This window comes from Cognatiluteimonas profundi (assembly GCF_009792795.1).
In the GTDB taxonomy this organism is placed as follows: Bacteria; Pseudomonadota; Gammaproteobacteria; order Xanthomonadales; family Xanthomonadaceae; genus Cognatiluteimonas; species Cognatiluteimonas profundi.
Map to the genome: position 1 here is coordinate 228,155 of NZ_VKHQ01000002.1, position 19,561 is coordinate 247,715.

The window sequence follows — 19,561 nt, forward strand, 5'->3', positions numbered from 1 at the left end:
TTCAACGCGTCGCCCCGCGCCGGCCAATTCAGCCTGCAAGCTTTGCCTTTCAGTCAGCCGTACATGACCAATCCCTTTTCCAGTGACGGCGCCAAGGCGCCCCCCAAGCCCTTCACGATCGAGCAGGGCCACCGCAGGGTGCGCAGTTTCGTGTTGCGCCAGGGCCGCTTCACCCCGGCCCAGCAACGCGCGTTCGACGAGCTATGGCCGCGATTCGGGCTGGATTACCAGGGGCATCCGCGCGACTTCGACGTCGCATTCGGGCGCAGCGCCAAGCGCGTGCTCGAGATCGGCTTCGGCAATGGCGAGGCCTTGCGCCATGCGGCGCAGCACGACCCCGGGCGCGACCTGATCGGCATCGAAGTGCACGCGCCGGGGGTCGGCCGGCTGCTCAATGCATTGGCCGCCGATGATGCCCGCAACGTCCGCATCTACCACCATGACGCCGTCGAGGTACTGGAGAACGAGATCACCGACGGCAGCCTGGACGAGATCCGCATCTATTTCCCCGACCCGTGGCACAAGAAGCGCCATAACAAGCGTCGCCTGCTGCAGCCCGGCTTTGCCGCATTGCTGACACGTAAATTGGCTGCGGGAGGACGCTTGCACCTCGCCACCGATTGGCACGACTATGCGGAGCAGATGTGGGACGTGCTCGATGCGACACCGGGCCTGCGCAATCGCGCCGGTCCACGTGGCCACGTCGTGCGTCCCGACTGGCGCCCGCAGACGCATTTCGAATCGCGCGGCCAGAAGCTTGGCCATGGGGTCTGGGACCTGCTGTACGACCGCAGCTGACGCAGAAGAGGATTCGTCGAAGTCGCATGGAGACCGCGCTCACGCTCACCACCGACATGAAGCTCGTGCTCGGGCTGGTGGTCTTCATGATGGCGATGTTCCTGTTCGAGCGCATCCGCGCCGATGTCGTCGCGCTGGTCGTGCTGATGCTGCTTGGCCTGACGCGGCTGGTCTCCCCGGAGCGGCTGTTCACCGGATTCTCGAGCAACGCCGTGATCAGCGTGATCGCGACCATGATCCTCGGCGCGGGACTGGACCGGACCGGCGCACTCAACCGCCTGGCTGGCTGGCTGCTGCGACGCGCGCACGGCATGGAGAAACGCCTGCTGCTGCTGACGACGGTGATCGCAGGCCTCAATTCGCCGTTGATGCAAAGCCCGGCGGTGATGGCCCTGTACATGCCGGTCGCCTCGCGATTGAGTTCGCGCACCGGCCTGCCCCTGTCGCGGTTCCTGCTGCCGATCGCGGCCGCGATCATCATGGCCAGCGGCATGACGATGGTCGGCAGCGCTCCGCTGATCATGCTCAACGACCTGCTGGTCTCGGCGAACGGCAACCTGCCGTCCGGCGTGGCCACGCTGCAGCCATTGAAGATGTTCGCCCCGCTGCCGATCGGCCTGGCATTGCTGGCGACCTGCCTTGCCTACTTTCATTTCCTCGGCGACAGACTGCTCGAGGGCGTCGGCGACGACTCCGGCGTGACGCCCGCGCGCACGCAGAGCTACTTCGCCAAGACCTACGGCATCGAGGGCGACGTCTACGAACTGACCGTCACCGCCGACAGTCCGCTGGTGGGCATGTCGCTGGGCGAGGCGGAAGCGCTGCACGGCGCGCCGCTGCTGCTCGCCCTCAAGACCGGAAACGAGTCGCGCCTGGCCCCACCGGCCGATGCACGCATCTGGGTGGGCAGCGTGCTCGGCGCCATGGGGCCGAAGCAGCGCGTGACGGATTTCTCGCAGAACAATTTCCTGCGCATGGCGACGCGCCTGCGCGAGTTCGGCGACTTGTTCAATCCCAGCCGTGCCGGTATTTCCGAGGCCGTGGTGCCGCCCACGTCGCGCTTCATCGGCAAGACCATCGCCGAACTGCAGCTGCGCAAGCAACAGGGCATCAGCCTGCTGGCGGTGAATCGCGAAAAAGACGTGCTGCACGACAACATCCGCAAGCTGACCGTTCGCGCCGGCGACATGCTGGTGCTGCACAGCGTGTGGACCGACCTCGCGCAGGCCGCCGCCAGCAAGGATTTCGTCGTCGTCACCGATTACCCGAAGGGCGAACAACGCCCGCACAAATTCAAGATCGCGATGGCGATCTTCCTGGTGACCATCCTGCTGGCGCTGAGTTCGCGGATTCCGGTGTCGATCGCGCTGATGACCGGCGTCGTCGGCATGTTGATCAGCGGCGTGCTGACCATGGACGAGGCCTACGCCGCGATCAGCTGGCGCACGGTCTTCCTCATGGCGTCGCTGATCCCGCTGGGCTGGGCGGTGGATTCAACCGGCGCCGCGGCCTGGGTGGCTGGCAGCGCCCTGGACCACCTGCCGCAGGGGATGGCGCCCTGGTTGTTGCAGGCGACGATCGCGATCCTGACGGCCTTGTTCGCGATCGTCATCGGCAATGTCGGTTCCACCATCGTGATGGTTCCGCTGTCCATCAACCTGGCGTTGGCGGCTGGCGGGAATCCGACCGCGTTCGCGCTGGTCGTGGCGCTGGCGGGATCCAGCAACATCATGACCGTGTCCAATCCGGTGATTTCCATGATCGGCGGACCCGGTGGCTACAACACGCCGAGCCTGTGGCGCATCGGTTCCCCACTGGTGCTCGCCTACCTGGCCGTCATGCTGATCGGCGTCAACCTGATGTTCCACTGACCGCCGCTTCAAAGGGTCCGGGCGGGCACTCCAGGCCGATCGCTAGCCGGCGCTGCCCACAAGCACCACCATGCCGTCCCGCAGCGTGACCACCACGGCACTCAGGCGGTCGCCGCGGCATGGGCCGGCAACGCAGACACCCTGGTCCGTCTCGAAGCTGGCGCCGTGCACCGCGCAGACCAGCAACCCGTCCCTGCTCTTGAGGAATCGGCCAGGCGACCAGTCGAGCCGGCGGCCGGCGTGCGGGCAGACGTTGTGCCAGGCGCGCACGCAGTCGCCACTGCGATGCAGGATCAAGGATGCAGTATCGCCGTCGATCGTCGCCTGGGCTTCGGCGAAGCCGCCATCGTCGATGTCGGCGAGCGGCGCGAGCACCTGCACTGTGCCGGTGGTCTCGTCTTCGCCCGCGCCGTTTAACGAAGTACTCACAACTGTATGGCGTCCAGGTCCGATACTGCCGGCACGGTCATCTGATCGCATTCTGTCACGACACCACGCAATGTTCGCCCAAGTCTTCCGCTTCGATGCCAGCCGCTTGCATTCGGCATTCGCACCACGCAAACCACGCCACCCGCTTGCCCGCATCGCCGTCGGGTTGCTGGGTATCGGCGTGCTGGCGTTACTGGTGTTCTTCAGCCTGTTCGTCGGCATCGCCATGCTGGGAATCGGCCTGGGTTACCGGTTGCTGCGCGCGCGCAAGCCGTCGGCGCCCCGCCCTGTCGGCAGGACGTCCTCGGCGAACGTGGTCGACGGCGAGTACCGCATCGTCGGAAAAACCATCCTGCCTTCCGCCTGAGCCGGACATGCCGTCCGTCACCGCACCCGCAACTCCCACGGTTCCGGTACGCGGGGGCGGCAGCTTCCAGGTGCACCGGATCTATTGCGTCGGTCGCAACTTCGCCGACCACGCGCGCGAAATGGGCGCAAGCGCTCCGGCATCGCCAGCCGAACGCGGGCGGCCCGTGTTCTTCCTCAAGCCTGCCGATGCCATCGTCATCGATGGCGTGGTGCCCTATCCGCCGGCGACCGCCGACCTGCACCACGAAGTCGAACTGGTGGTCGCGCTTGGCCGCGACGCGCCGCCCGGTGAGTTGCGGCACGACCAGGCAGGTGCGCTCATCTTCGGTTACGCCATCGGCCTGGACCTGACACGCCGTGACCTGCAGGCCGAGGCGAAATCGCGCGGCCTGCCCTGGGACATCGCCAAGGCCTTCGATCATTCGGCGCCGGTCAGCGACATCATCCCCGGCGACAGCGACATCGCCTCACGCTCGATCACGCTCATGGTCGATGGCGGGCGCCGCCAGCACGCCGCGCTGTCCGACATGATCTGGTCGATTGCCGATGTGCTCGTCGAACTGTCGCGCTTGTACATCCTGCGTGCCGGCGACCTGGTCTTCATGGGCACGCCGGCTGGCGTTGGCCCATTGCAGGCAGGCGACACGTTCACCGCCAGCATCGACGGCATGGTCGAGCTGCACGGCCGGATCACGCCCCCACTCGCGTGACAGGCAACAGGAACCACGGATTTCCGCAAAGGAGACGGCAATGGGCATGGTGAGCGAATTCAGGACTTTCATCGCCAAGGGCAATGTCGTCGACCTCGCGGTCGGCGTGGTCATCGGTGCGGCCTTCGGCAAGATCGTGACCGCGCTGGTCGACGGCGTCGTCATGCCCATTGTCGGCGTGGCGCTGGGCGGCGTCAGCGTGTCGGACTGGAAGGTCGTGTTGCGGCCGGCAGCACTGGATGCGGCGGGCAAGCAGGTCGCCGAGGTTGCCGTGCGCTACGGCATGCTGATCCAGACGCTGATCGACTTCGTGATCATCGCCTTCGTGATCTTCCTGATGCTCAAGGCCTACAACCGCCTGCACAAGCCATCCGACGCCGCGCCGGCGGAGGACGTGCTGCTGCTGCGCGAGATCCGCGATTCCCTGCGACGCCCAGGACCGTAGTCGCGCAGTCGCTGCGGGAAGCGCGCCGGGTCAGCGCGTGGCGCGCAGGATCCAGTTCGCTTCCGGAAGGCCGCTCGCGGGATCACGCACGCGCACGGCGACCGCATCGGCGAATCCGGCGTCACGCAACCGCTCGAGCAGGTCCCATCCGAAGTGGTGGAAACACAGCACGCCGCCGCCGAGTGGATCGCCGTGGAATTCCGGTGGCTGCAGGTATTCGATCACCCCGCCTGCATCGACCCGCGCGATCTCTTCGCTGGCATGCTGGCCGCAGTAGAAAGGCACCGTCAGCACGAGGTGTCCACCCGGGCGCAACACGCGGGCGAATTCGGCCAGGGCGCGCTTCACGTCGGGCACGTGCTCGAGCACATCGAGCGTTGCCACCGCATCCAGCGACCGGTCGGCGAAGGACAGTCGCGTGACATTCTCGCGGCGCAGCCAGCCCTTGTGGCCATGGCGCGCCAGCCACAGCCACAGCCAGAAGCGCTGGCCCCAGGTGGAGGTGAACTCGCTGCCACGCACCGACCGACAGCGCGCCTTCAGCTGCAGGTAGAAATGACTGGCTTGCTCGGTGACGTAGATGGCGTCGCTGCGCGGATCGATGCAGTCGAACAACACCTGCGCCAGCGCGCGCTGGCGCGCATTGTTGTGGCAGGCCTCGCACAACAGCGATTCGCGCAGGCTGATGGTTTCCGGGTCGGCACCGTCGATGCAGGCAAACTGTCGCCGTGCATTGCACAGCGCGCAGAACCCCTCGATCGGCTGCGTCGGCAGCGCCGCCAGCAACGCGCGATTCTCCAGGTGCTGCGACGCCAATGCCTGGCGATGCTGCGACTGCCATTCGAGCCACTCCGCCTGCGAGGCGAAGGCCAGGGCTTCAGCTGCCACGCGGCCTCCGCCACTCCGCCAGCAGGACAGCCGTGGCGGCCGCGACGTTGAGGCTTTCCACCGCGCCGCTGCCGGGTATGGACAGGCGCAGGTCGCAGATCGCCGCCACGTTGGGCGAGACGCCCGCGCCCTCGGCGCCGATGACGAATACCAATCGCTGCGACAGCGACGTCGCGAACAGGTCGCCGCCACCACGCACCACGGTGGCCGCCAACTGGAAGCCGGCGCCATGCAATTGCGCGATCGCATTGTCCTCGCGCCCCAGGCGCACGAAGGGCACCTGCTCGGCGCCGCCTTCGGCCACGCGGGCGGCGGCACCGGACAGTGCAAGCGTTGAGTGCTTGGGCAGCAAGGCCGCGCCGACGCCGAAATGCGCCGCGGAACGCAGGATCGCGCCGAGGTTGTGCGGGTTGCCGACACCGTCCAGCCACAGCGCGCACTGCGGGCCCGGTGGAAGGTCGCGCAGCCATGCCGTCAGCGATTGCGGCTCCTCGCGGAGCACATCGGCCACGATGCCTTCGTGGTGCGTGCTGGCCGCAAGCTTCTGCAGGTCGGCTTCCTCGACGACGCGATAGCCGATGCGGTTGGCCACGCACCACTTCAGCAGCGGCTGTACCTGCGGGATGCGCGCCTCCAGCAGCCAGACCTTGCGGATGGCCTCGGGCCGGCGTGCCAGCACCGCGCGGATGGCGTTCAGTCCATACAGGCGCAGTTCGAGGTCACGCTGCTCATGCGCGGGTGCCGGCAGCGGCGCCGTCGCGGGTGCAGGCGCACGGGCCGGCGCATGCGTCCGCGTGGCAGGCGTGCGCCATGGGCTGGCGGGCTTGTCGTCGTTGCGTGGCATGGCCGGATACCGCAGGTGGGGCCGCAGTCTACTCCGCTCGGGATTCGGCCTGGATATCGACCGATGGCGTCTCCCGATCCATCTGGTCCAGCCGATGCGTGCGCGCGTCGGGCGGTCGCGTGTGCGGGGCCAGCAGCAGGTAGAACGCGGGCACCACGAACAGCGACAGCAAGGTCGACACCGCCACCCCGAACACCACCACCACGCCAATCGTGGTGCGGCTGCCGGCGCCAGCGCCGGTGGCCAGCATCAGCGGCATCGCGCCGGCGATCGTCGCCACCGACGTCATCAGGATCGGCCGCATCCGCGTCGCCGCGGAATCGAGGATTGCCTGCACCACCGTCAGGCCGGCATCCCGGCGCTGGTTGGCGAATTCGACGATCAGGATGCCGTTCTTCGCCGCCAGACCGACCAGCATGACGATGCCGATCTGGCTGAAGAGGTTCAGCGATTTCCCGAACAGGTACAGGCCCAGCAATGCGCCCAGCACGGCCAATGGCACCGTCAGCATGATCACCAGCGGATGCAGGAAGCTCTCGAACTGCGCCGACAACACCAGGAACACGATCAGCAAGGCCATGGCGAAGGTGAACAGCACCGCGCTGCCCGATTGCAGGTACTCGCGCGACTGCCCGCTGAAATCCAGCTGCGCGGTCGCGGGCAATTCGGTGCGTCCGGTCGCGCGCACCCAGTCGATGGCTTCGCCGAGGGTGTAGCCGGGCGACAGTCCCGCCGACAGCGTGATCGCACGCAGGCGGTTGAAACGGCCGAGGCTGCCGGCCTCGGCGCGTTCGTCCAGGTGGACCACGCTCGCCAGTGGAACCAGTGCGCCGCTGCGGCTGCGCACGTACAGGTTGCGCAGGTCGGTCGGCGTGGAGCGCTCACCGGCCTCGCCCTGCAGCACGACGTCGTATTCCTGCCCTTGGCGCACGAACGTCGTCACCCGGCTCGAACCCAGCATCGCCTGCAGCGTGTCGCCGATCGCCTGCTCGGTGACGCCGAGGTCGGCGGCCTTGGCCTGGTCGACGACCACATGCAACTGCGGGCGCGTTTCCTTGTAATCGGCATCGGCGCCGTACAGCCCGGGATTCTGCTGCATGCGCGCCAGCATGCGGTCGCGCCATTGCACCAGTTGCCGGTAATCCGGACCTTGCAGCACGACCTGCAGCGGCTGTCCGCCACTGCGCACCAGTCCCTGGCGTGTCTGCGGGATCGCGCGGACGCCGGGAATCGCGCCGAGATCGCGACGGATCTTCTCGACGACCTGGTCGGTGCTGGCGTCGCGCTGGTTCCACGGCTTGAGGATGACGATCGCGCGACCGTTGTTCATGTTTTCCGACGGGCCGTAACCGCCGGGCACGCGACTGAGGATGCGATCGGCTGGCTTGCCTGCGCCGACGTAGCCCATCAGGATCTGTTCGACCTTGGTCATCTGCGCGACGGTGTAGTCGAAGCCCGCACCTTCCGGCCCGGTCACGGACACGCTGAAGGCGCCGCGATCCTCGCTTGGCGCGAGCTCACGCGGCACCAGCTTGAACAGACCCAGCGTGAGCAGCAGCGCCACCACCATCGCCACGCCAAACCACACCGGATAGGCGATGAAACGCGCAAGCAGCCGCTTGTAGCCGTCCGCCAGCGCGCGCAGGCGCTGCTCCGTCCATGCGTTGAAACCGCGCGGATTGGTATGCGGGCGCACCAGCAGCGAGCACATCATCGGGGTCAGGCTCAGCGCGACGAAGGCCGAGATCGCCACCGCGCCGGCCAACGCCACCGCAAGCTCGCGGAACAAGCGCCCGTTGTTGCCCTCGAGGAATGCGATCGGCAGGAACACCGCCACCAGCACTGCGGTCGTCGTCAGCACCGCGAAGCCGACCTGTCGCGTGCCGCGCAATGCCGCCAGCGGCACCGGCTCGCCCAGATCGGCGCGACGCTGGATGTTCTCGAGCACCACGATGGCGTCGTCGACCACCAGCCCGATGCTCAGCACCAATGCAAGCAATGTCAGCAGGTTGATCGAGAAGCCGAAGACCAGCAGCGGCACGAAGGCCGCCATCACGCACACCGGCACCGTCACCGCGGGCACCAGCGCCGAACGCATGCTGCCCAGGAACAGCCAGATCACCAGCAGCACCATCGCGATGGCTTCGGCCAGCGTCTTGTAGACCTCGTGCACGGCCACGTCGATGAAGACCGTCGCGTCGTAGGTGACGTCGATATGCAGCCCGGCCGGCAGCGTGCGGTTGATCTCGGCGACTTCCTTCTTCACCGCCTCGGCGACGGCCAGGTCGTTGGCCGTCGAGGTCTTGACGATGCCCAGGCCCACCTGCGACTTGCCGTTGGTGCGGTAATAGGCACGGCGCTCGCGCGAGCCGAGTTCGACACGGGCGACCTCGGACAGCCGGATGACATGGCCATCGCTGCCGTGCCCGATGGGAAGCTGGGCGAAGTCCGCCTGGTCGCCGAAGCTGCGGTCCAGCTGCAGGGTGAAGTCGCGCGTCGTCGATTCGAGCCGCCCGGCCGGGATGTCGACATTGCGGGCCCGCAAGGCGCTGGTGATGTCGTCGATGGTCAATCCGCGCGCGGCCAGCGCATCGCGATCGATCCAGATGCGCATCGCGTAGTCCTGCGCACCGCCAAGCTGCACCTGCGCGACGCCGTCGACGGTGGACAGGCGGTCGACGAGGTAACGCTCCGCGTAATCCGTCAGCGCCAGCGTGTCCATGCCGCGGCCGCTGAGGTTGAACCACACGATCACGTCCGAGTCGCTGGACACCTTGCGGATCTGCGGCGCGTCGGCGTCGTCGGGCAGCTTGTCGAGGTTGCGGCTGACGGCATCGCGCACGTCGTTGGCGGCGCTTTCGATATCGCGCTTGAGCGTGAACTCGATGTTGATGTTGGAGGTGCCGTTCTGGCTGTTCGACTGGATCGTGTCGACGCCCTCGATGCCGGAGACCGCGTCTTCCAGCACCTTGGTGACGCGCGTTTCCATCACGGCGGCCGAAGCGCCGGTATAGGTGGTGCTGATCGACACGACCGGCGGATCGATGTCCGGCAGTTCGCGCAGCGGCAGCCGGGTGAATGCGATCACGCCCAGCACGATCAGCAACAGGCTGATCACCGTCGCCAGCACCGGGCGGTGGATCGAGATGTCGGACAGCTTCATCGCGTGGCGTTCGCCTTTCCGTCGCCATCGGCCGCGGCATCGCCGGCGATCGTCACGCGGCTGCCGTCATGCAGCTTGACCGTGCCTTCGACGACGACGCGATCACCGGCCTTGAGCCCGGACACGACTTCGACACCACCCTGCTGGCGCGTGCCCAATGTCACCGGCACCAGGTGCGCGGTGTCGCCGACGATGCGGAACACCGAGCTCTGCTCGGCTTCCTGCTGCACGGCCAGCTCCGGCAGCACCAGCGCATCGCGCGACGGCAGTTGCACCTGCACGCGCAGCAGCATGCCGGGGCGCAGCTTCCCGTCGGGATTGGGGAGTTCGGCGCGCACCCGGATGGCGCGCGTGTCCGGGTCGACGCGGCTGTCGATGTTGGCGATGCGGCCCTTGAAATCCACGCCAGGCCAGGCATCGCTGGCCGCATCGATGGACTGCCCCACCGCGACCGCCGACAGCGCGGCTTCGGGCAGGGTGAAATCCAGCTTGATGGTGCGGTCGTCGTCGAGCGTGGTGATCACGGTCCCGGGCGACACCAGCGCGCCCAGGCTCACCTGGCGCAATCCGAGGACGCCGGCGAATGGCGCGGTGATCGTGCGATCGGCCACCGATGCGCGCTTGGCCTGGACGGCGGCCGCAGCGGCATCGCGATTGGCGCGCAGCGTGTCGAGCTGGCCACGCGCGACAAGCTGCTGGTCGGCGAGTTCCTGGCCGCGGCGCAGTTGCTGCGCGGCATCGCGCAGCGCGGCTTCGGCCGCGGCGACATCGGCCTGCTGCGCGCGACTGTTCATGTCCGCGAGCAATTGGCCGGCGTGCACGCGCTGGCCGCTGTCGAACGCCAATCGGGTGACGACGTCGCTGACCTTGGCGGTGATGGTGACCGACTCCTCGGCTTGCGCGGTTCCCAGCGCCTGCACCGAGTCATGGATGGATTGGGGGCGCACCACCGTGGCGGTCACCGCGACCGGCCGGTCGCCCGCCTTGCCTTCGGGAGACGCGTGCTTGCCGCATGAGGCAAGCAGGCCGCAGGCCAGCATCGCCAGGGCCAGGCTCCGCGGCATTACGCGCCGCAACATCATGTTTGGCAAAATCGTTCCAACCAGTAGGACAGCCGCACCATGTTACCGGTCGGGTCGTGGGCGGACCCGTGCCGTCAGGCCCATGCGCCCCCGGTCAACCGGGATCCCCGCCGGGCGTTTGCCCGCCGCTGCCGCCTTGACGGCCGCCGGTGCACACTTCGCGGGCCCCGCCCCGTGACGGGTTCTTCCCCTTCCACTCGAGCCGACGCCATGACACTGCATGCCAGCATCCTCGACACCATCGGCAATACCCCCATCGTGCGCCTGCATCGCATCGCGCCCGCACACGTGAACCTGTATGCCAAGGTCGAATCCTTCAACCCGGGCGGGTCGGTGAAGGATCGCCTGGCCATCGCCATCGTCCTGGACGCCGAGGCGAAAGGGCTGCTCAAGCCGGGCGACACCCTCATCGAGGCGACATCGGGAAACACCGGCGTTGCCCTGGCCATGGTCTGCGCCGCGCGCGGCTACAAGTTCGTCGCGGTGATGTCCGATTCGTTCTCCATGGAGCGCCGCAAGCTCATGCGCGCCTATGGCGCCAAGGTCATCCTGACGCCCGCGGCCGAACGCGGAACGGGCATGGTCCGGCGTGCCGAGGAGCTCGCCGCGAAACATGGCTGGTTCCTCGCCCGCCAGTTCACCAACCCGGCGAACCCGGCCTACCACCGGCAGACGACCGCAGCGGAAATCCTGCGGGATTTCGCCGGCCGCCGGCTGGATCATTTCGTCACCGGCTGGGGCACGGGCGGCACCCTGACCGGCGTCGGCGAAGTGCTGGCCGTCGCACGCCCCGACGTGAAGGTCACCACCTGCGAACCCGCCGGCGCGTCGCTGCTCGCCGGCAAGGACTGGGCGCCGCACAAGATCCAGGGCTGGACGCCGGACTTCGTGCCCGAGGTGCTCAACCGCAACGTCGCCAGCCAGATCCTGCCGGTCGATGACGTGGTCGCGCGCGACGTCGCGCGCCGGCTGGCGCAGGAGGAAGGCATCTTCGTCGGCCTCTCGGCCGGTGCGACCGTCGCCGCCGCGCTGGACATCGCGAAGTCGGCCGCGGAAGGCAGCGTGATCCTGGCGATGCTGCCCGATACCGGCGAGCGCTATCTGTCGACATTCCTGATGGAAGGCGTCAATGAAGGGTCCGACGACGAGTGGCTGGCGAGCCTGTGATATGCCGCAAGCGCGTTGCACGGCGCGCGGCGCGGCGGGTGCTGGCAGCAAGCCAGTGCAATCGCGGCGCGGCTGGCGAGCCTGATGCTGCAGAGGGCACACGCCTGAGCACGCGATGCTGATCGACGTCGTCGTCGCCGACATCACGACGTTGTCGGTCGACGCCATCGTCAATGCCGCCAACGAGCGGCTGCTCGGCGGAGGTGGCGTCGATGGCGCCATCCATCGTGCAGCGGGGCCGGAACTGCTCGTCGAATGCCGGGCGCTGCCGCTGGTGCGGCCGGGGGTCCGCTGCCCGACCGGACAGGCGCGGCTCACCGGTGGCGCCCTTCTCCCGTCGAGGCACGTCATCCACACGGCTGGGCCGATCTGGCTTGGTGGCGACAACGACGAGGCGGAACTGCTCGCCGCCTGCTACGCCGCATGCCTGGCGATTGCCCACGCGCATGGCCTGCGGACGCTCGCCTTCCCGGCGATCAGCTGCGGCATTTACGGCTTTCCGCCGGAACAGGCGATCCCGATCGCAGTGGAATCGATGCGATCGTGGGTCGACCCTTCGCCCGAACGCGTCCTGTTCTGCTGCCACGATGCGGCCATGGCGGCGCTGTATCGCGAGGTACTGGCCGGGCCGTGAAGCAGACGGGATCGCGGCGGTGGATCAGCCAAAAAAAACGCCGGCACGAGGCCGGCGTTTTCCACGCATGTCGAATCGTGATCAGGCGCCGCCCGTCCACTGGCCAAGTGCCGCAAGGCCGTTGTCGCGTGCGCGCGCATGCACGATCTGCTGCGCCCTGGCGACGTTGCCCACCAGGTCCTGCGCCCACAGCTTGAGTGCTGCGGACTGCATCGCGCGGCCGTAGGAGAACGACAGCGGCCACGGTTGCGGGCCCATGCGGTTCATCGCGTCCAGGTGCGCAGTGGCATCGGCGTCGCTCTGGCCACCGGACAGGAACACGATGCCCGGCAGGATCGCCGGCACGGTCGTCTTCAGGCACATCAGGGTGGATTCGGCGACCTCGTCGATCGACGCCTGCTCTTCGCAATCCTTGCCCGGGACGACCATCGACGCCTTGAGGATGGTGCCCTCGAGCATGACGCTCTGCTGGTAGAGCGCATCGAACAACGAACGCAGCACGACCTCGGTGACTTCGTAGCAGGTCTCGATGTCGTGCGACCCGTCCATCAGCACTTCGGGTTCCACCATCGGCACCAGGCCCTGCTCCTGGCACAGCGCCGCGTAGCGCGCCAGCGCATGGCTGTTGGCCTCGATGCAGCTGCCCGACGGGATGTCCTCGCCGATGTGGATCACCGCGCGCCACTTGGCGAAGCGCGCGCCCAGGCCGTAATACTCCTTGAGCCGGTCACGCAGGCCATCGAGGCCTTCGGTGACCACTTCACCCGGGAAGCCGGCCAGCGGCTGCGGACCCTTGTCGACCTTGATGCCGGGGATGATCCCGTTGTCGCGCATGAGCTTGGTGAACGGCACGCCGGCCCTGGTCGACTGGCGGATCGTCTCGTCGTACAGGATCGCGCCGGAGATGTGTTCGTTGAGCCCGGGCGTGGTCAGCAGCATCTCGCGGTACGCGCGACGGTTTTCTTCGCTGTTGGGGATGCCGACCGCCTCGAAGCGCTTGGCGATGGTGTTGTTGGACTCGTCGATCGCGATGATGCCCTTGCCCGCGGCGACCATGGCCTGGGCGGTTTCGGCAAGCTGTTCGATGCTCATTGGGGGTCGGCTCGCTGCGGAAAGAGCGGAATTATAACTGGCGCCACCCGGCCACCATGCGAAGGGCCGCGCCGCCGGCCGACACGCGCAGCCCGTGCAGGGCGGGTTTCAACCCGCCTTCGGCCACCGTGAAATGCGTCCAACGCCTTGGCTGAAGCACGAAGGCGGGTTGCAACCCGCCCTACAGTTCGCCTAAGCCCTCGGCCCGGCCCGAGTGGCCGACCTGCAGCAGGCGCAGGGTGTTGGTCGCGCCGTGCTGCTGCATGTGGTCGCCGCTGGTGATGATCACGCGGTCGCCTTCGACCAGCAGCCCCTGCTCGAACAGCTGCTTGAGCGATTCGCGCGCGGCCTCCCGCGTCGCCAGGCCGCGACTGTCGAAATCCACCGGGAAGACATCGCGCATCAGCGCCATCCGTCGCCGTGCGCCGACGTGGCGCGACAGCCCGAAGATCGGCACGTTCGAGCGGAAGCGCGACAGGTAGCGCGCAGTCCCGCCGGATTCGGTCATGGCGACGATCGCGCGCACGCCGATGTGCTCGGACAGGAACATCGTCGCCATCGCGATGGCCTGGTCGGTGCGCTCCAGGTCGCGTTGCGCCTGCTCGAAGTTGGTGTTGGCCTCGAACTGCTTTTCGGCGCCGGTGCAGATGCGGACCATCGCCTCGACCGCCTTCAGCGGATATTTGCCGGCCGCGGTTTCCTGCGACAGCATCACCGCGTCGGTGCCGTCGATCACGGCATTGGCGACATCCAGGACCTCGGCGCGGGTCGGGATCGGGCTGTCGACCATCGACTGCAACATCTGCGTGGCGGTGATGACGACCTTTCCCCGCGCCAGCGACTCGCGGATGATCTTCTTCTGCAGGCCGGGCAACTCGGCGTCGCCGATCTCCACGCCCAGGTCGCCGCGCGCCACCATCACCGCATCGCTGGCGTCGATGATCTCCGTCAGGTTCTCGATGGCCTCGGCACGCTCGATCTTGGCCATCAACGCGGCATCGCTGCCGTGGCTGCGCGCGATGGCGCGCGCCTCTTCCATGTCCGCGGCATTGCGGCAGAAGGACACGGCGATGAATTCCGCGCCCAGTTGCGCCGCGACCCCGATCAGCTCGCGGTCGCGGTCGGTCAGCGCGCCGAGCGACAGTCCACCGCCCAGCCGGTTGAGGCCCTTGCGATCGGACAGGCTGCCATCGTTGAGCACGGTGGTGACGATGCGGTCGCCGTCGATGCGCTCGACGCGCAACTGCATCATGCCGTCGTCGAGCAGCAGGGTATCGCCGGCACGCACGTCGTCGGGCAGGCCGAGATAACTGATGCCGACCTCGTGGCGCGTCCCGGCCGGCGCGTCGGTGCGGGCAACGAGGTCGAAGCGCTCGCCGGCCAGCAGTTGCACCCGTCCCTCGGCGAAACGCTCGATCCGCAGCTTCGGCCCGGGCAGGTCGGCGAGGATGCCGACCTCCGCGCCGACACGCTCCGCGGCCTCGCGCACGGCGCGTGCGCGCTCGAGTTGCGCCGACGGATCGCCATGCGAAAAGTTGAGCCTGACCACGTCGACGCCAGCGCGCAGCAGCGCGTCGAGCATGCCCGGCGGGTCGGTCGCGGGCCCCAGGGTGGCGAGGATCTTGGTGCGCCGGCGATGGTCGTTCGTGGCAATCTGTTTCATGATCCAACGCTAGCACAGCAGGCCGGCGGCACCATGACTGCGACGACACGCATCGACATCCCCTCCACGCTGGCGGCGCTGCCGTCGTTCCCGCGACTGCAGGGCAAGCGCGTGCAATTGCGCGGTCCCCGCGCCGAGGATGCCGACGCCGTGTTCGCGTTGTTCGCGGACCCGGACGTCATGCGCTACTGGAGCCGGCCGCCGATGACGACCCGCGGCGAGGCGGAAGGCCTGATTGCGGAAATCCAGGACGCATTCGAGCAGCGCGCCATGCTCAACTGGGTCGTGACCGGACGCAGCGATGACCGCGTCATCGGCACCTGCACGCTGTTCCGCATCGAACCGCGACACCGTCGCGCCGAGATCGGCTATGCCCTGCACCGCGATCACTGGGGACACGGCCTGGCGGCCGAAGCCGTCGCCCTGTCGCTCGACTGGGCGTTCCGCACGCTGGCCCTGCACCGCGTCGAGGCCGACATCGACCCGCGCAACGACGGCTCGCGCAAGCTGCTCCAACGGCTTGGGTTTGCCAGCGAGGGCTTGTTGCGGCAGCGCTATTTCGTCGGCGACGCGATCAGCGACACCGAGCTGTTCGGACTGCTGGCGCAGGACTGGTCCTCACGCCAGGACTAGGCAGCAATGATCCGCGCCGGCATCGGCGATCACGCGTCCGCGGAGGCCGCGGCCTTCAGCGCAGTCACCGCAGGCAACTCCTTGCCTTCGAGGAACTCCAGGAACGCACCGCCGCCGGTGGAGATGTAGCTGACCTTGTCGGCGATTCCATACTTGTCGACCGCCGCGAGCGTGTCGCCACCGCCTGCGATCGAAAACGCGTCGGATGCCGCGATGGCATGGGCGAGCGTTTCGGTACCGCGGCCGAAGGCGTCGAACTCGAACACGCCGACTGGACCATTCCAGACCACGGTGCCGGCGCGCTGGATCAGCGCGGCGTAGCGCTGCGCGGTCTGCGGGCCGATGTCCAGGATCATGTCGTCGCCACCCACCGCATCGACCGGCTTCACGGTCGCCGGCGCATCGGCGGCGAAACGTGGCGCGACGACGACATCGGTCGGCACCGGGATGTCGGCTCCGCGCGCCCTGGCGTCACGCATGATCTGCCGGGCGGTGTCGAGCAGGTCGTGTTCCACCAGCGACTTGCCGACGTCGAATCCCCCGGCGGCGATGAAGGTGTTGGCGATGCCGCCACCGACGATCAATTGATCGACCTTGCCGACCAGCGAGGACAGCAGTTCCAGCTTGGTGCTGACCTTGGAACCGGCGACGATTGCGAGCAGCGGCCGGGCCGGCGCATCGAGCGCCTTCGACAAGGCATCGAGCTCGGCCATCAGCAAGGGTCCGCCGCATGCCTTTGCCGCGAAACGGATCACGCCATGGGTGGACGCCTGCGCGCGATGCGCGGTGCCGAATGCATCCATGACGAAGATGTCGCACAACGCCGCGTAGCGTTTCGCCAGCGCTTCGTCGTCGCCCTTTTCACCGACATTCATCCGGCAGTTTTCCAGCAGCACCAACTGGCCCGGCTGGACCTGCACGCCATCCAGGTAATCGCGCAGCAGCGGCACGTCGCGGCCGAGCAGTTCCGACAGGCGCGCCGCCACCGGCGCCAGCGAGTCCGCATCGCTCCAGACGCCTTCCTTGGGCCGTCCGAGGTGCGACATCACCATCACGGCCGCGCCGCGTTCCAGCGCCAGGCGCAACGTCGGCAATGCGGCGTCGATGCGCTGCCCGGAGGTGATGCGCGGCGGCTGCCCATCGACGCGCTCGACCGGCACGTTGAGGTCCTCGCGGATCAGCACGCGCTTGCCGGCGAGGTCGAGATCGGTCATGCGAAGAATGGACATGGCGCCTTCCATGGTGGGTAGCCGTCCATTGTCCGGGCGCGGGCGGTCCGGTTCAAACCGGCAGCAACTGCCCGATTTGCCGTTGCTGTACCGCCCGATCCATCAAAGGCGCCCCGGCCTGCGTCCGGGGGCCAGCAGGCTGGCGGTCGTCACCTGCACGTTCAGTCCAAGGCCATCATGCAGGCTGCGTCCTATCCGGCTCGCAAGTTCCTGGAACAACTCCGCATGCGCCGGGGCCAGGACGGCATCCGCGGTCTCACCCCACAGGCGCAGCCAATGGTCGAAATGCTGGCTGCGGATCGGGTGCGGCCGGTGCGCGCCCATCGGGTTGCCGCGGTAGGTGCCGGCACGCAGCGCCACCGATGACCAGAACGACACGAGCGTGCGCTTATGTGCGGGCCAGTCGTGCACCGCTGCGCCGAATACGGGACCCAGGACCGGGTCGACGCGGACGCGGTCGTAGAAGCGATCGACCAGGCGCTCGATGTCGTCCGCACTCAATTCCGCGGCGGGCGCGGTCGCTGCAGTCTTGTCATCCATGGACCGAGTATCGGCAACCGGGCACCGCCCGGCCTTGACCCATGTCAGTGAAAGCTCCTTTCACGCGCGCGATACTGGCGAGCCCCCCGCACCGCCGCAGGCGCATGACCCACGTCGTCACCGAGAACTGCATCAACTGCAAACACACCGATTGCGTGGAGGTGTGTCCGGTGGACTGCTTCCACGAGGGCCCGAATTTCCTGGTCATCGATCCGGTGGAGTGCATCGACTGCACCTTGTGCGTCGAGGAATGCCCGGTGGGTGCGATCTTCGCCGAGGACGACGTGCCCGGTGGGCAGGAGCCATTCCTCGCGATCAATGCCGAACTCGCCCCGCTGTGGCCGGTGCTGACCCGGCGAAAGCCGGCATTGCCCGACGCGGCGCAATGGGACGGCGTGCCCGACAAGCTGCCCTTGCTGGAGCGCTGACGCCCCGCCATCGCGCTAAGCTCCTACCCGCTCCGGGGAGGGGGCAGGCCCATGGCAAGCCCACGCACGAACAATCGACCCGGCGATCTGGCCATCCTGCTGGCGCTGGCGCTGGCACGGCTGCTGCTGCATGTCGCGCTCAACGGCCGGTACGGATTCCACCGTGACGAACTGGCGGTGCTCGACGACGCCCGCAACCTCGCCTGGGGCTATGTCGCCTATCCGCCGCTGACGCCGGCGCTTGGGCGACTCGAACTGCTGTTGTTCGGGACCTCGCTGGGCGGCTTCCGGTTCTTCGCCGCCCTGGCGCAGTGCGCGGCGATGGTGCTGGCCGGACTGATCGCGCGGGAACTCGGCGGTCGACGCAGCGCGCAGCTGATCGCGGCACTCGCGGTTGCGGCGACACCGTTCTCGCTGCTGACAGCGAGCGAGTTCATGTACACCGCCTTCGATCACCTGTGGTGGGTCCTGCTGGCGTGGATGGTCCTGCGCTTGGTGAATCGCAATGATCCGCGCTGGTGGCTGGGGATCGGGCTGGTCATCGGCCTTGGAATGATGACGCGCTACACGATGCTGTTCTGCGTGGCAGGGCTGGTTGTGGGCGTGCTGGCGACGCCCTTGCGGCGGCAGCTCGCGAGCCCCTGGCCATGGCTTGGCGCAGGGCTGTCGCTGCTGGTCTTCCTGCCCAACGGGTTGTGGCAGTTCGACCATGGCTTCCTCGCATTGGACTTCCTGCAGTCGATCCACGCGCGTGACGTGGCCATCGGCCGCACCGACGGTTTCCTGCTCCAGCAGCTGTACGCGAGCACCGGTCCATTCCTGTTGCCGCTGTGGCTGGGCGGCCTGGGCTGGCTGGTGTTTGCGAAGGACGCCGCGCGCTACCGTCTGCTGGCGTGGTGGTACGCCGTGCCATTGCTGCTGTTCTGGCTGGCGAAGGGTCGCAGCTACTACCTCGCGCCGGCCTACCCGATGTTGCTCGCCGCGGGAGCTGTTGCCTGCGAGCGCTGGCTTGCAACCGTCCGCCCGCGCGCGGCGACCTGGCTCCGCGCCGCGATCGCGACCGGACTGGCTTGCGCCTTCGTCATTGGCGTGGCCGTGGCGTTGCCGTGGGCTCCAGTGAACTCCACCGGCTGGCGCATCAGCCGCGCGGCGCACGACAACTTCGCCGAGCAGGTCGGCTGGCCGGAGTACGTCACGCAGGTCGCCGACGTCTACCAGTCGCTGCCACCCGCGGAGCGCGCGCAGACCGGCATCTACGCCAACAACTATGGCGAGGCCGGCGCCATCGACCTGTACGGACCGCGCCATGGACTGCCACGCGCGATCAGTCCGGTGAATTCCTTCTGGTTTCGCGGCTATGGCGCACGGCCACCGACGACGGTGATCGTGCTCGGCGACGATGCGCACGGCATGAGCGACACGCCGGCCGATTGCGCGCTCGCCACACGCTTCCGCAACCCGCAGCACGTCGAGAACGAGGAAACCTCGCACCCGGATATCTACATCTGCCGCGACCTGCGCGTGCCGTGGTCGAAATTGTGGCCTGCGCGGCCGTCGTTCGGCTGACGCACGCGCG

The 19,561-nt window shown here is 67.8% G+C and carries 19 protein-coding genes; 10 read left to right on the forward strand and 9 right to left on the reverse strand.

Annotated features, from left to right (window positions below; translation table 11 throughout):
* Positions 1 to 63: 63 nt before the first annotated feature.
* Positions 64 to 798, forward strand: coding sequence for a tRNA (guanosine(46)-N7)-methyltransferase TrmB (gene trmB / locus GST15_RS01835; RefSeq protein WP_159015541.1), 735 nt, complete (start codon positions 64 to 66; stop codon positions 796 to 798).
* 26 nt (positions 799 to 824) lie between these two features.
* Positions 825 to 2,669: an SLC13 family permease gene (locus tag GST15_RS01840; protein WP_159015542.1), complete on the forward strand. Its 1,845-nt coding sequence runs from the start codon at positions 825 to 827 to the stop codon at positions 2,667 to 2,669.
* A gap of 42 nt (positions 2,670 to 2,711) precedes the next feature.
* On the opposite strand, the gene GST15_RS01845 is transcribed toward GST15_RS01840, so the two are convergent.
* The gene (locus GST15_RS01845; protein WP_425482178.1) at positions 2,712 to 3,098 is read right to left on the reverse strand and encodes a Rieske (2Fe-2S) protein; all 387 of its coding nucleotides are present in this window, start codon (positions 3,096 to 3,098) and stop codon (positions 2,712 to 2,714) included.
* Positions 3,099 to 3,168: 70 nt separating this feature from the next.
* On the opposite strand from GST15_RS01845, the gene GST15_RS01850 reads away from it, so the two are divergent.
* Genes GST15_RS01850 through mscL form a run of 3 tightly spaced genes read left to right on the forward strand, consistent with a single transcriptional unit; the run spans position 3,169 to position 4,622 of the window.
* A complete protein-coding gene (locus GST15_RS01850) occupies positions 3,169 to 3,465 on the forward strand; it encodes a hypothetical protein (protein ID WP_159015544.1) in 297 nt (98 codons plus the stop codon).
* A 7-nt stretch (positions 3,466 to 3,472) separates the two neighbouring features.
* Complete coding sequence (locus GST15_RS01855) at positions 3,473 to 4,177, forward strand: fumarylacetoacetate hydrolase family protein (protein WP_159015545.1); 705 nt, start codon at positions 3,473 to 3,475, stop codon at positions 4,175 to 4,177.
* Between the two features lie 40 nt (positions 4,178 to 4,217).
* Positions 4,218 to 4,622 (forward strand): large-conductance mechanosensitive channel protein MscL, encoded by a 405-nt coding sequence (mscL, locus tag GST15_RS01860; protein ID WP_199268691.1) that lies wholly within the window; start codon positions 4,218 to 4,220, stop codon positions 4,620 to 4,622.
* A 30-nt stretch (positions 4,623 to 4,652) separates the two neighbouring features.
* Here mscL and GST15_RS12930 read toward each other — a convergent pair whose 3' ends face one another.
* From GST15_RS12930 to GST15_RS01880, 4 genes are read right to left on the reverse strand one after another with little or no spacing between them, the layout of a single operon-like run.
* Positions 4,653 to 5,510, reverse strand: a complete 858-nt coding sequence (locus GST15_RS12930) for a class I SAM-dependent methyltransferase (protein WP_325064761.1) — start codon at positions 5,508 to 5,510, stop codon at positions 4,653 to 4,655.
* Positions 5,500 to 6,354, reverse strand: coding sequence for a TrmH family RNA methyltransferase (locus tag GST15_RS01870; protein WP_159015546.1), 855 nt, complete (start codon positions 6,352 to 6,354; stop codon positions 5,500 to 5,502). The genes GST15_RS12930 and GST15_RS01870 overlap by 11 nt, the downstream gene beginning before the upstream one ends.
* Positions 6,355 to 6,382: 28 nt before the next feature.
* Positions 6,383 to 9,517, reverse strand: a complete 3,135-nt coding sequence (locus tag GST15_RS01875) for an efflux RND transporter permease subunit (RefSeq protein ID WP_159015547.1) — start codon at positions 9,515 to 9,517, stop codon at positions 6,383 to 6,385.
* Complete coding sequence (locus GST15_RS01880) at positions 9,514 to 10,581, reverse strand: efflux RND transporter periplasmic adaptor subunit (protein WP_233263014.1); 1,068 nt, start codon at positions 10,579 to 10,581, stop codon at positions 9,514 to 9,516. The genes GST15_RS01875 and GST15_RS01880 overlap by 4 nt, the downstream gene beginning before the upstream one ends.
* 228 nt (positions 10,582 to 10,809) lie before the next feature.
* Between GST15_RS01880 and cysK the strand changes: the two genes are divergently transcribed.
* Positions 10,810 to 11,766 carry a cysteine synthase A gene (cysK, locus tag GST15_RS01885; protein WP_159015548.1) on the forward strand — a complete coding sequence of 319 codons (957 nt, stop codon included), beginning with the start codon at positions 10,810 to 10,812 and terminating at the stop codon, positions 11,764 to 11,766.
* A gap of 115 nt (positions 11,767 to 11,881) precedes the next feature.
* Positions 11,882 to 12,400: an O-acetyl-ADP-ribose deacetylase gene (locus GST15_RS01890; protein WP_159015549.1), complete on the forward strand. Its 519-nt coding sequence runs from the start codon at positions 11,882 to 11,884 to the stop codon at positions 12,398 to 12,400.
* Positions 12,401 to 12,481: 81 nt separating this feature from the next.
* On the opposite strand, the gene GST15_RS01895 is transcribed toward GST15_RS01890, so the two are convergent.
* Both GST15_RS01895 and pyk read right to left on the reverse strand, forming a co-directional pair.
* Complete coding sequence (locus tag GST15_RS01895) at positions 12,482 to 13,492, reverse strand: class I fructose-bisphosphate aldolase (RefSeq protein WP_159015550.1); 1,011 nt, start codon at positions 13,490 to 13,492, stop codon at positions 12,482 to 12,484.
* Between the two features lie 181 nt (positions 13,493 to 13,673).
* Positions 13,674 to 15,155 carry a pyruvate kinase gene (gene pyk, locus GST15_RS01900; protein ID WP_159015551.1) on the reverse strand — a complete coding sequence of 494 codons (1,482 nt, stop codon included), beginning with the start codon at positions 15,153 to 15,155 and terminating at the stop codon, positions 13,674 to 13,676.
* Positions 15,156 to 15,188: 33 nt separating this feature from the next.
* On the opposite strand from pyk, the gene GST15_RS01905 reads away from it, so the two are divergent.
* Positions 15,189 to 15,788, forward strand: coding sequence for a GNAT family N-acetyltransferase (locus tag GST15_RS01905; protein WP_159015552.1), 600 nt, complete (start codon positions 15,189 to 15,191; stop codon positions 15,786 to 15,788).
* Between the two features lie 29 nt (positions 15,789 to 15,817).
* On the opposite strand, the gene GST15_RS01910 is transcribed toward GST15_RS01905, so the two are convergent.
* Both GST15_RS01910 and GST15_RS01915 read right to left on the reverse strand, forming a co-directional pair.
* Positions 15,818 to 17,017, reverse strand: coding sequence for a phosphoglycerate kinase (locus tag GST15_RS01910; RefSeq protein ID WP_159015553.1), 1,200 nt, complete (start codon positions 17,015 to 17,017; stop codon positions 15,818 to 15,820).
* Between the two features lie 102 nt (positions 17,018 to 17,119).
* Positions 17,120 to 17,557, reverse strand: coding sequence for a group III truncated hemoglobin (locus GST15_RS01915; protein ID WP_159015554.1), 438 nt, complete (start codon positions 17,555 to 17,557; stop codon positions 17,120 to 17,122).
* 104 nt (positions 17,558 to 17,661) lie between these two features.
* On the opposite strand from GST15_RS01915, the gene fdxA reads away from it, so the two are divergent.
* Together fdxA and GST15_RS01925 are read left to right on the forward strand one after the other, a co-directional pair.
* Positions 17,662 to 17,985 carry a ferredoxin FdxA gene (fdxA, locus tag GST15_RS01920; RefSeq protein WP_159015555.1) on the forward strand — a complete coding sequence of 108 codons (324 nt, stop codon included), beginning with the start codon at positions 17,662 to 17,664 and terminating at the stop codon, positions 17,983 to 17,985.
* A 51-nt stretch (positions 17,986 to 18,036) separates the two neighbouring features.
* Entirely contained in the window at positions 18,037 to 19,551 is a 1,515-nt protein-coding gene (locus tag GST15_RS01925; RefSeq protein WP_159015556.1) for a glycosyltransferase family 39 protein, read from the forward strand.
* Positions 19,552 to 19,561: the final 10 nt, after the last annotated feature.

Excerpts from the sequence above, each read along its gene's own strand:
- cysK (WP_159015548.1), top strand. The coding sequence starts at position 10,810 with ATGACACTGCATGCCAGCATCCTCGACACCATCGGCAATACCCCCATC.
- trmB (WP_159015541.1), top strand. The coding sequence starts at position 64 with ATGACCAATCCCTTTTCCAGTGACGGCGCCAAGGCGCCCCCCAAGCCC.
- GST15_RS01880 (WP_233263014.1), bottom strand. The coding sequence starts at position 10,581 with ATGCCGCGGAGCCTGGCCCTGGCGATGCTGGCCTGCGGCCTGCTTGCC.
- GST15_RS01925 (WP_159015556.1), top strand. The coding sequence starts at position 18,037 with ATGGCAAGCCCACGCACGAACAATCGACCCGGCGATCTGGCCATCCTG.
- GST15_RS01895 (WP_159015550.1), bottom strand. The coding sequence starts at position 13,492 with ATGAGCATCGAACAGCTTGCCGAAACCGCCCAGGCCATGGTCGCCGCG.
- GST15_RS01915 (WP_159015554.1), bottom strand. The coding sequence starts at position 17,557 with ATGGATGACAAGACTGCAGCGACCGCGCCCGCCGCGGAATTGAGTGCG.
- GST15_RS01850 (WP_159015544.1), top strand. The coding sequence starts at position 3,169 with ATGTTCGCCCAAGTCTTCCGCTTCGATGCCAGCCGCTTGCATTCGGCA.
- fdxA (WP_159015555.1), top strand. The coding sequence starts at position 17,662 with ATGACCCACGTCGTCACCGAGAACTGCATCAACTGCAAACACACCGAT.
- GST15_RS01855 (WP_159015545.1), top strand. The coding sequence starts at position 3,473 with ATGCCGTCCGTCACCGCACCCGCAACTCCCACGGTTCCGGTACGCGGG.
- GST15_RS01905 (WP_159015552.1), top strand. The coding sequence starts at position 15,189 with ATGACTGCGACGACACGCATCGACATCCCCTCCACGCTGGCGGCGCTG.
- GST15_RS01910 (WP_159015553.1), bottom strand. The coding sequence starts at position 17,017 with ATGTCCATTCTTCGCATGACCGATCTCGACCTCGCCGGCAAGCGCGTG.
- mscL (WP_199268691.1), top strand. The coding sequence starts at position 4,218 with ATGGGCATGGTGAGCGAATTCAGGACTTTCATCGCCAAGGGCAATGTC.
- pyk (WP_159015551.1), bottom strand. The coding sequence starts at position 15,155 with ATGAAACAGATTGCCACGAACGACCATCGCCGGCGCACCAAGATCCTC.
- GST15_RS01840 (WP_159015542.1), top strand. The coding sequence starts at position 825 with ATGGAGACCGCGCTCACGCTCACCACCGACATGAAGCTCGTGCTCGGG.
- GST15_RS01870 (WP_159015546.1), bottom strand. The coding sequence starts at position 6,354 with ATGCCACGCAACGACGACAAGCCCGCCAGCCCATGGCGCACGCCTGCC.
- GST15_RS01890 (WP_159015549.1), top strand. The coding sequence starts at position 11,882 with ATGCTGATCGACGTCGTCGTCGCCGACATCACGACGTTGTCGGTCGAC.
- GST15_RS01875 (WP_159015547.1), bottom strand. The coding sequence starts at position 9,517 with ATGAAGCTGTCCGACATCTCGATCCACCGCCCGGTGCTGGCGACGGTG.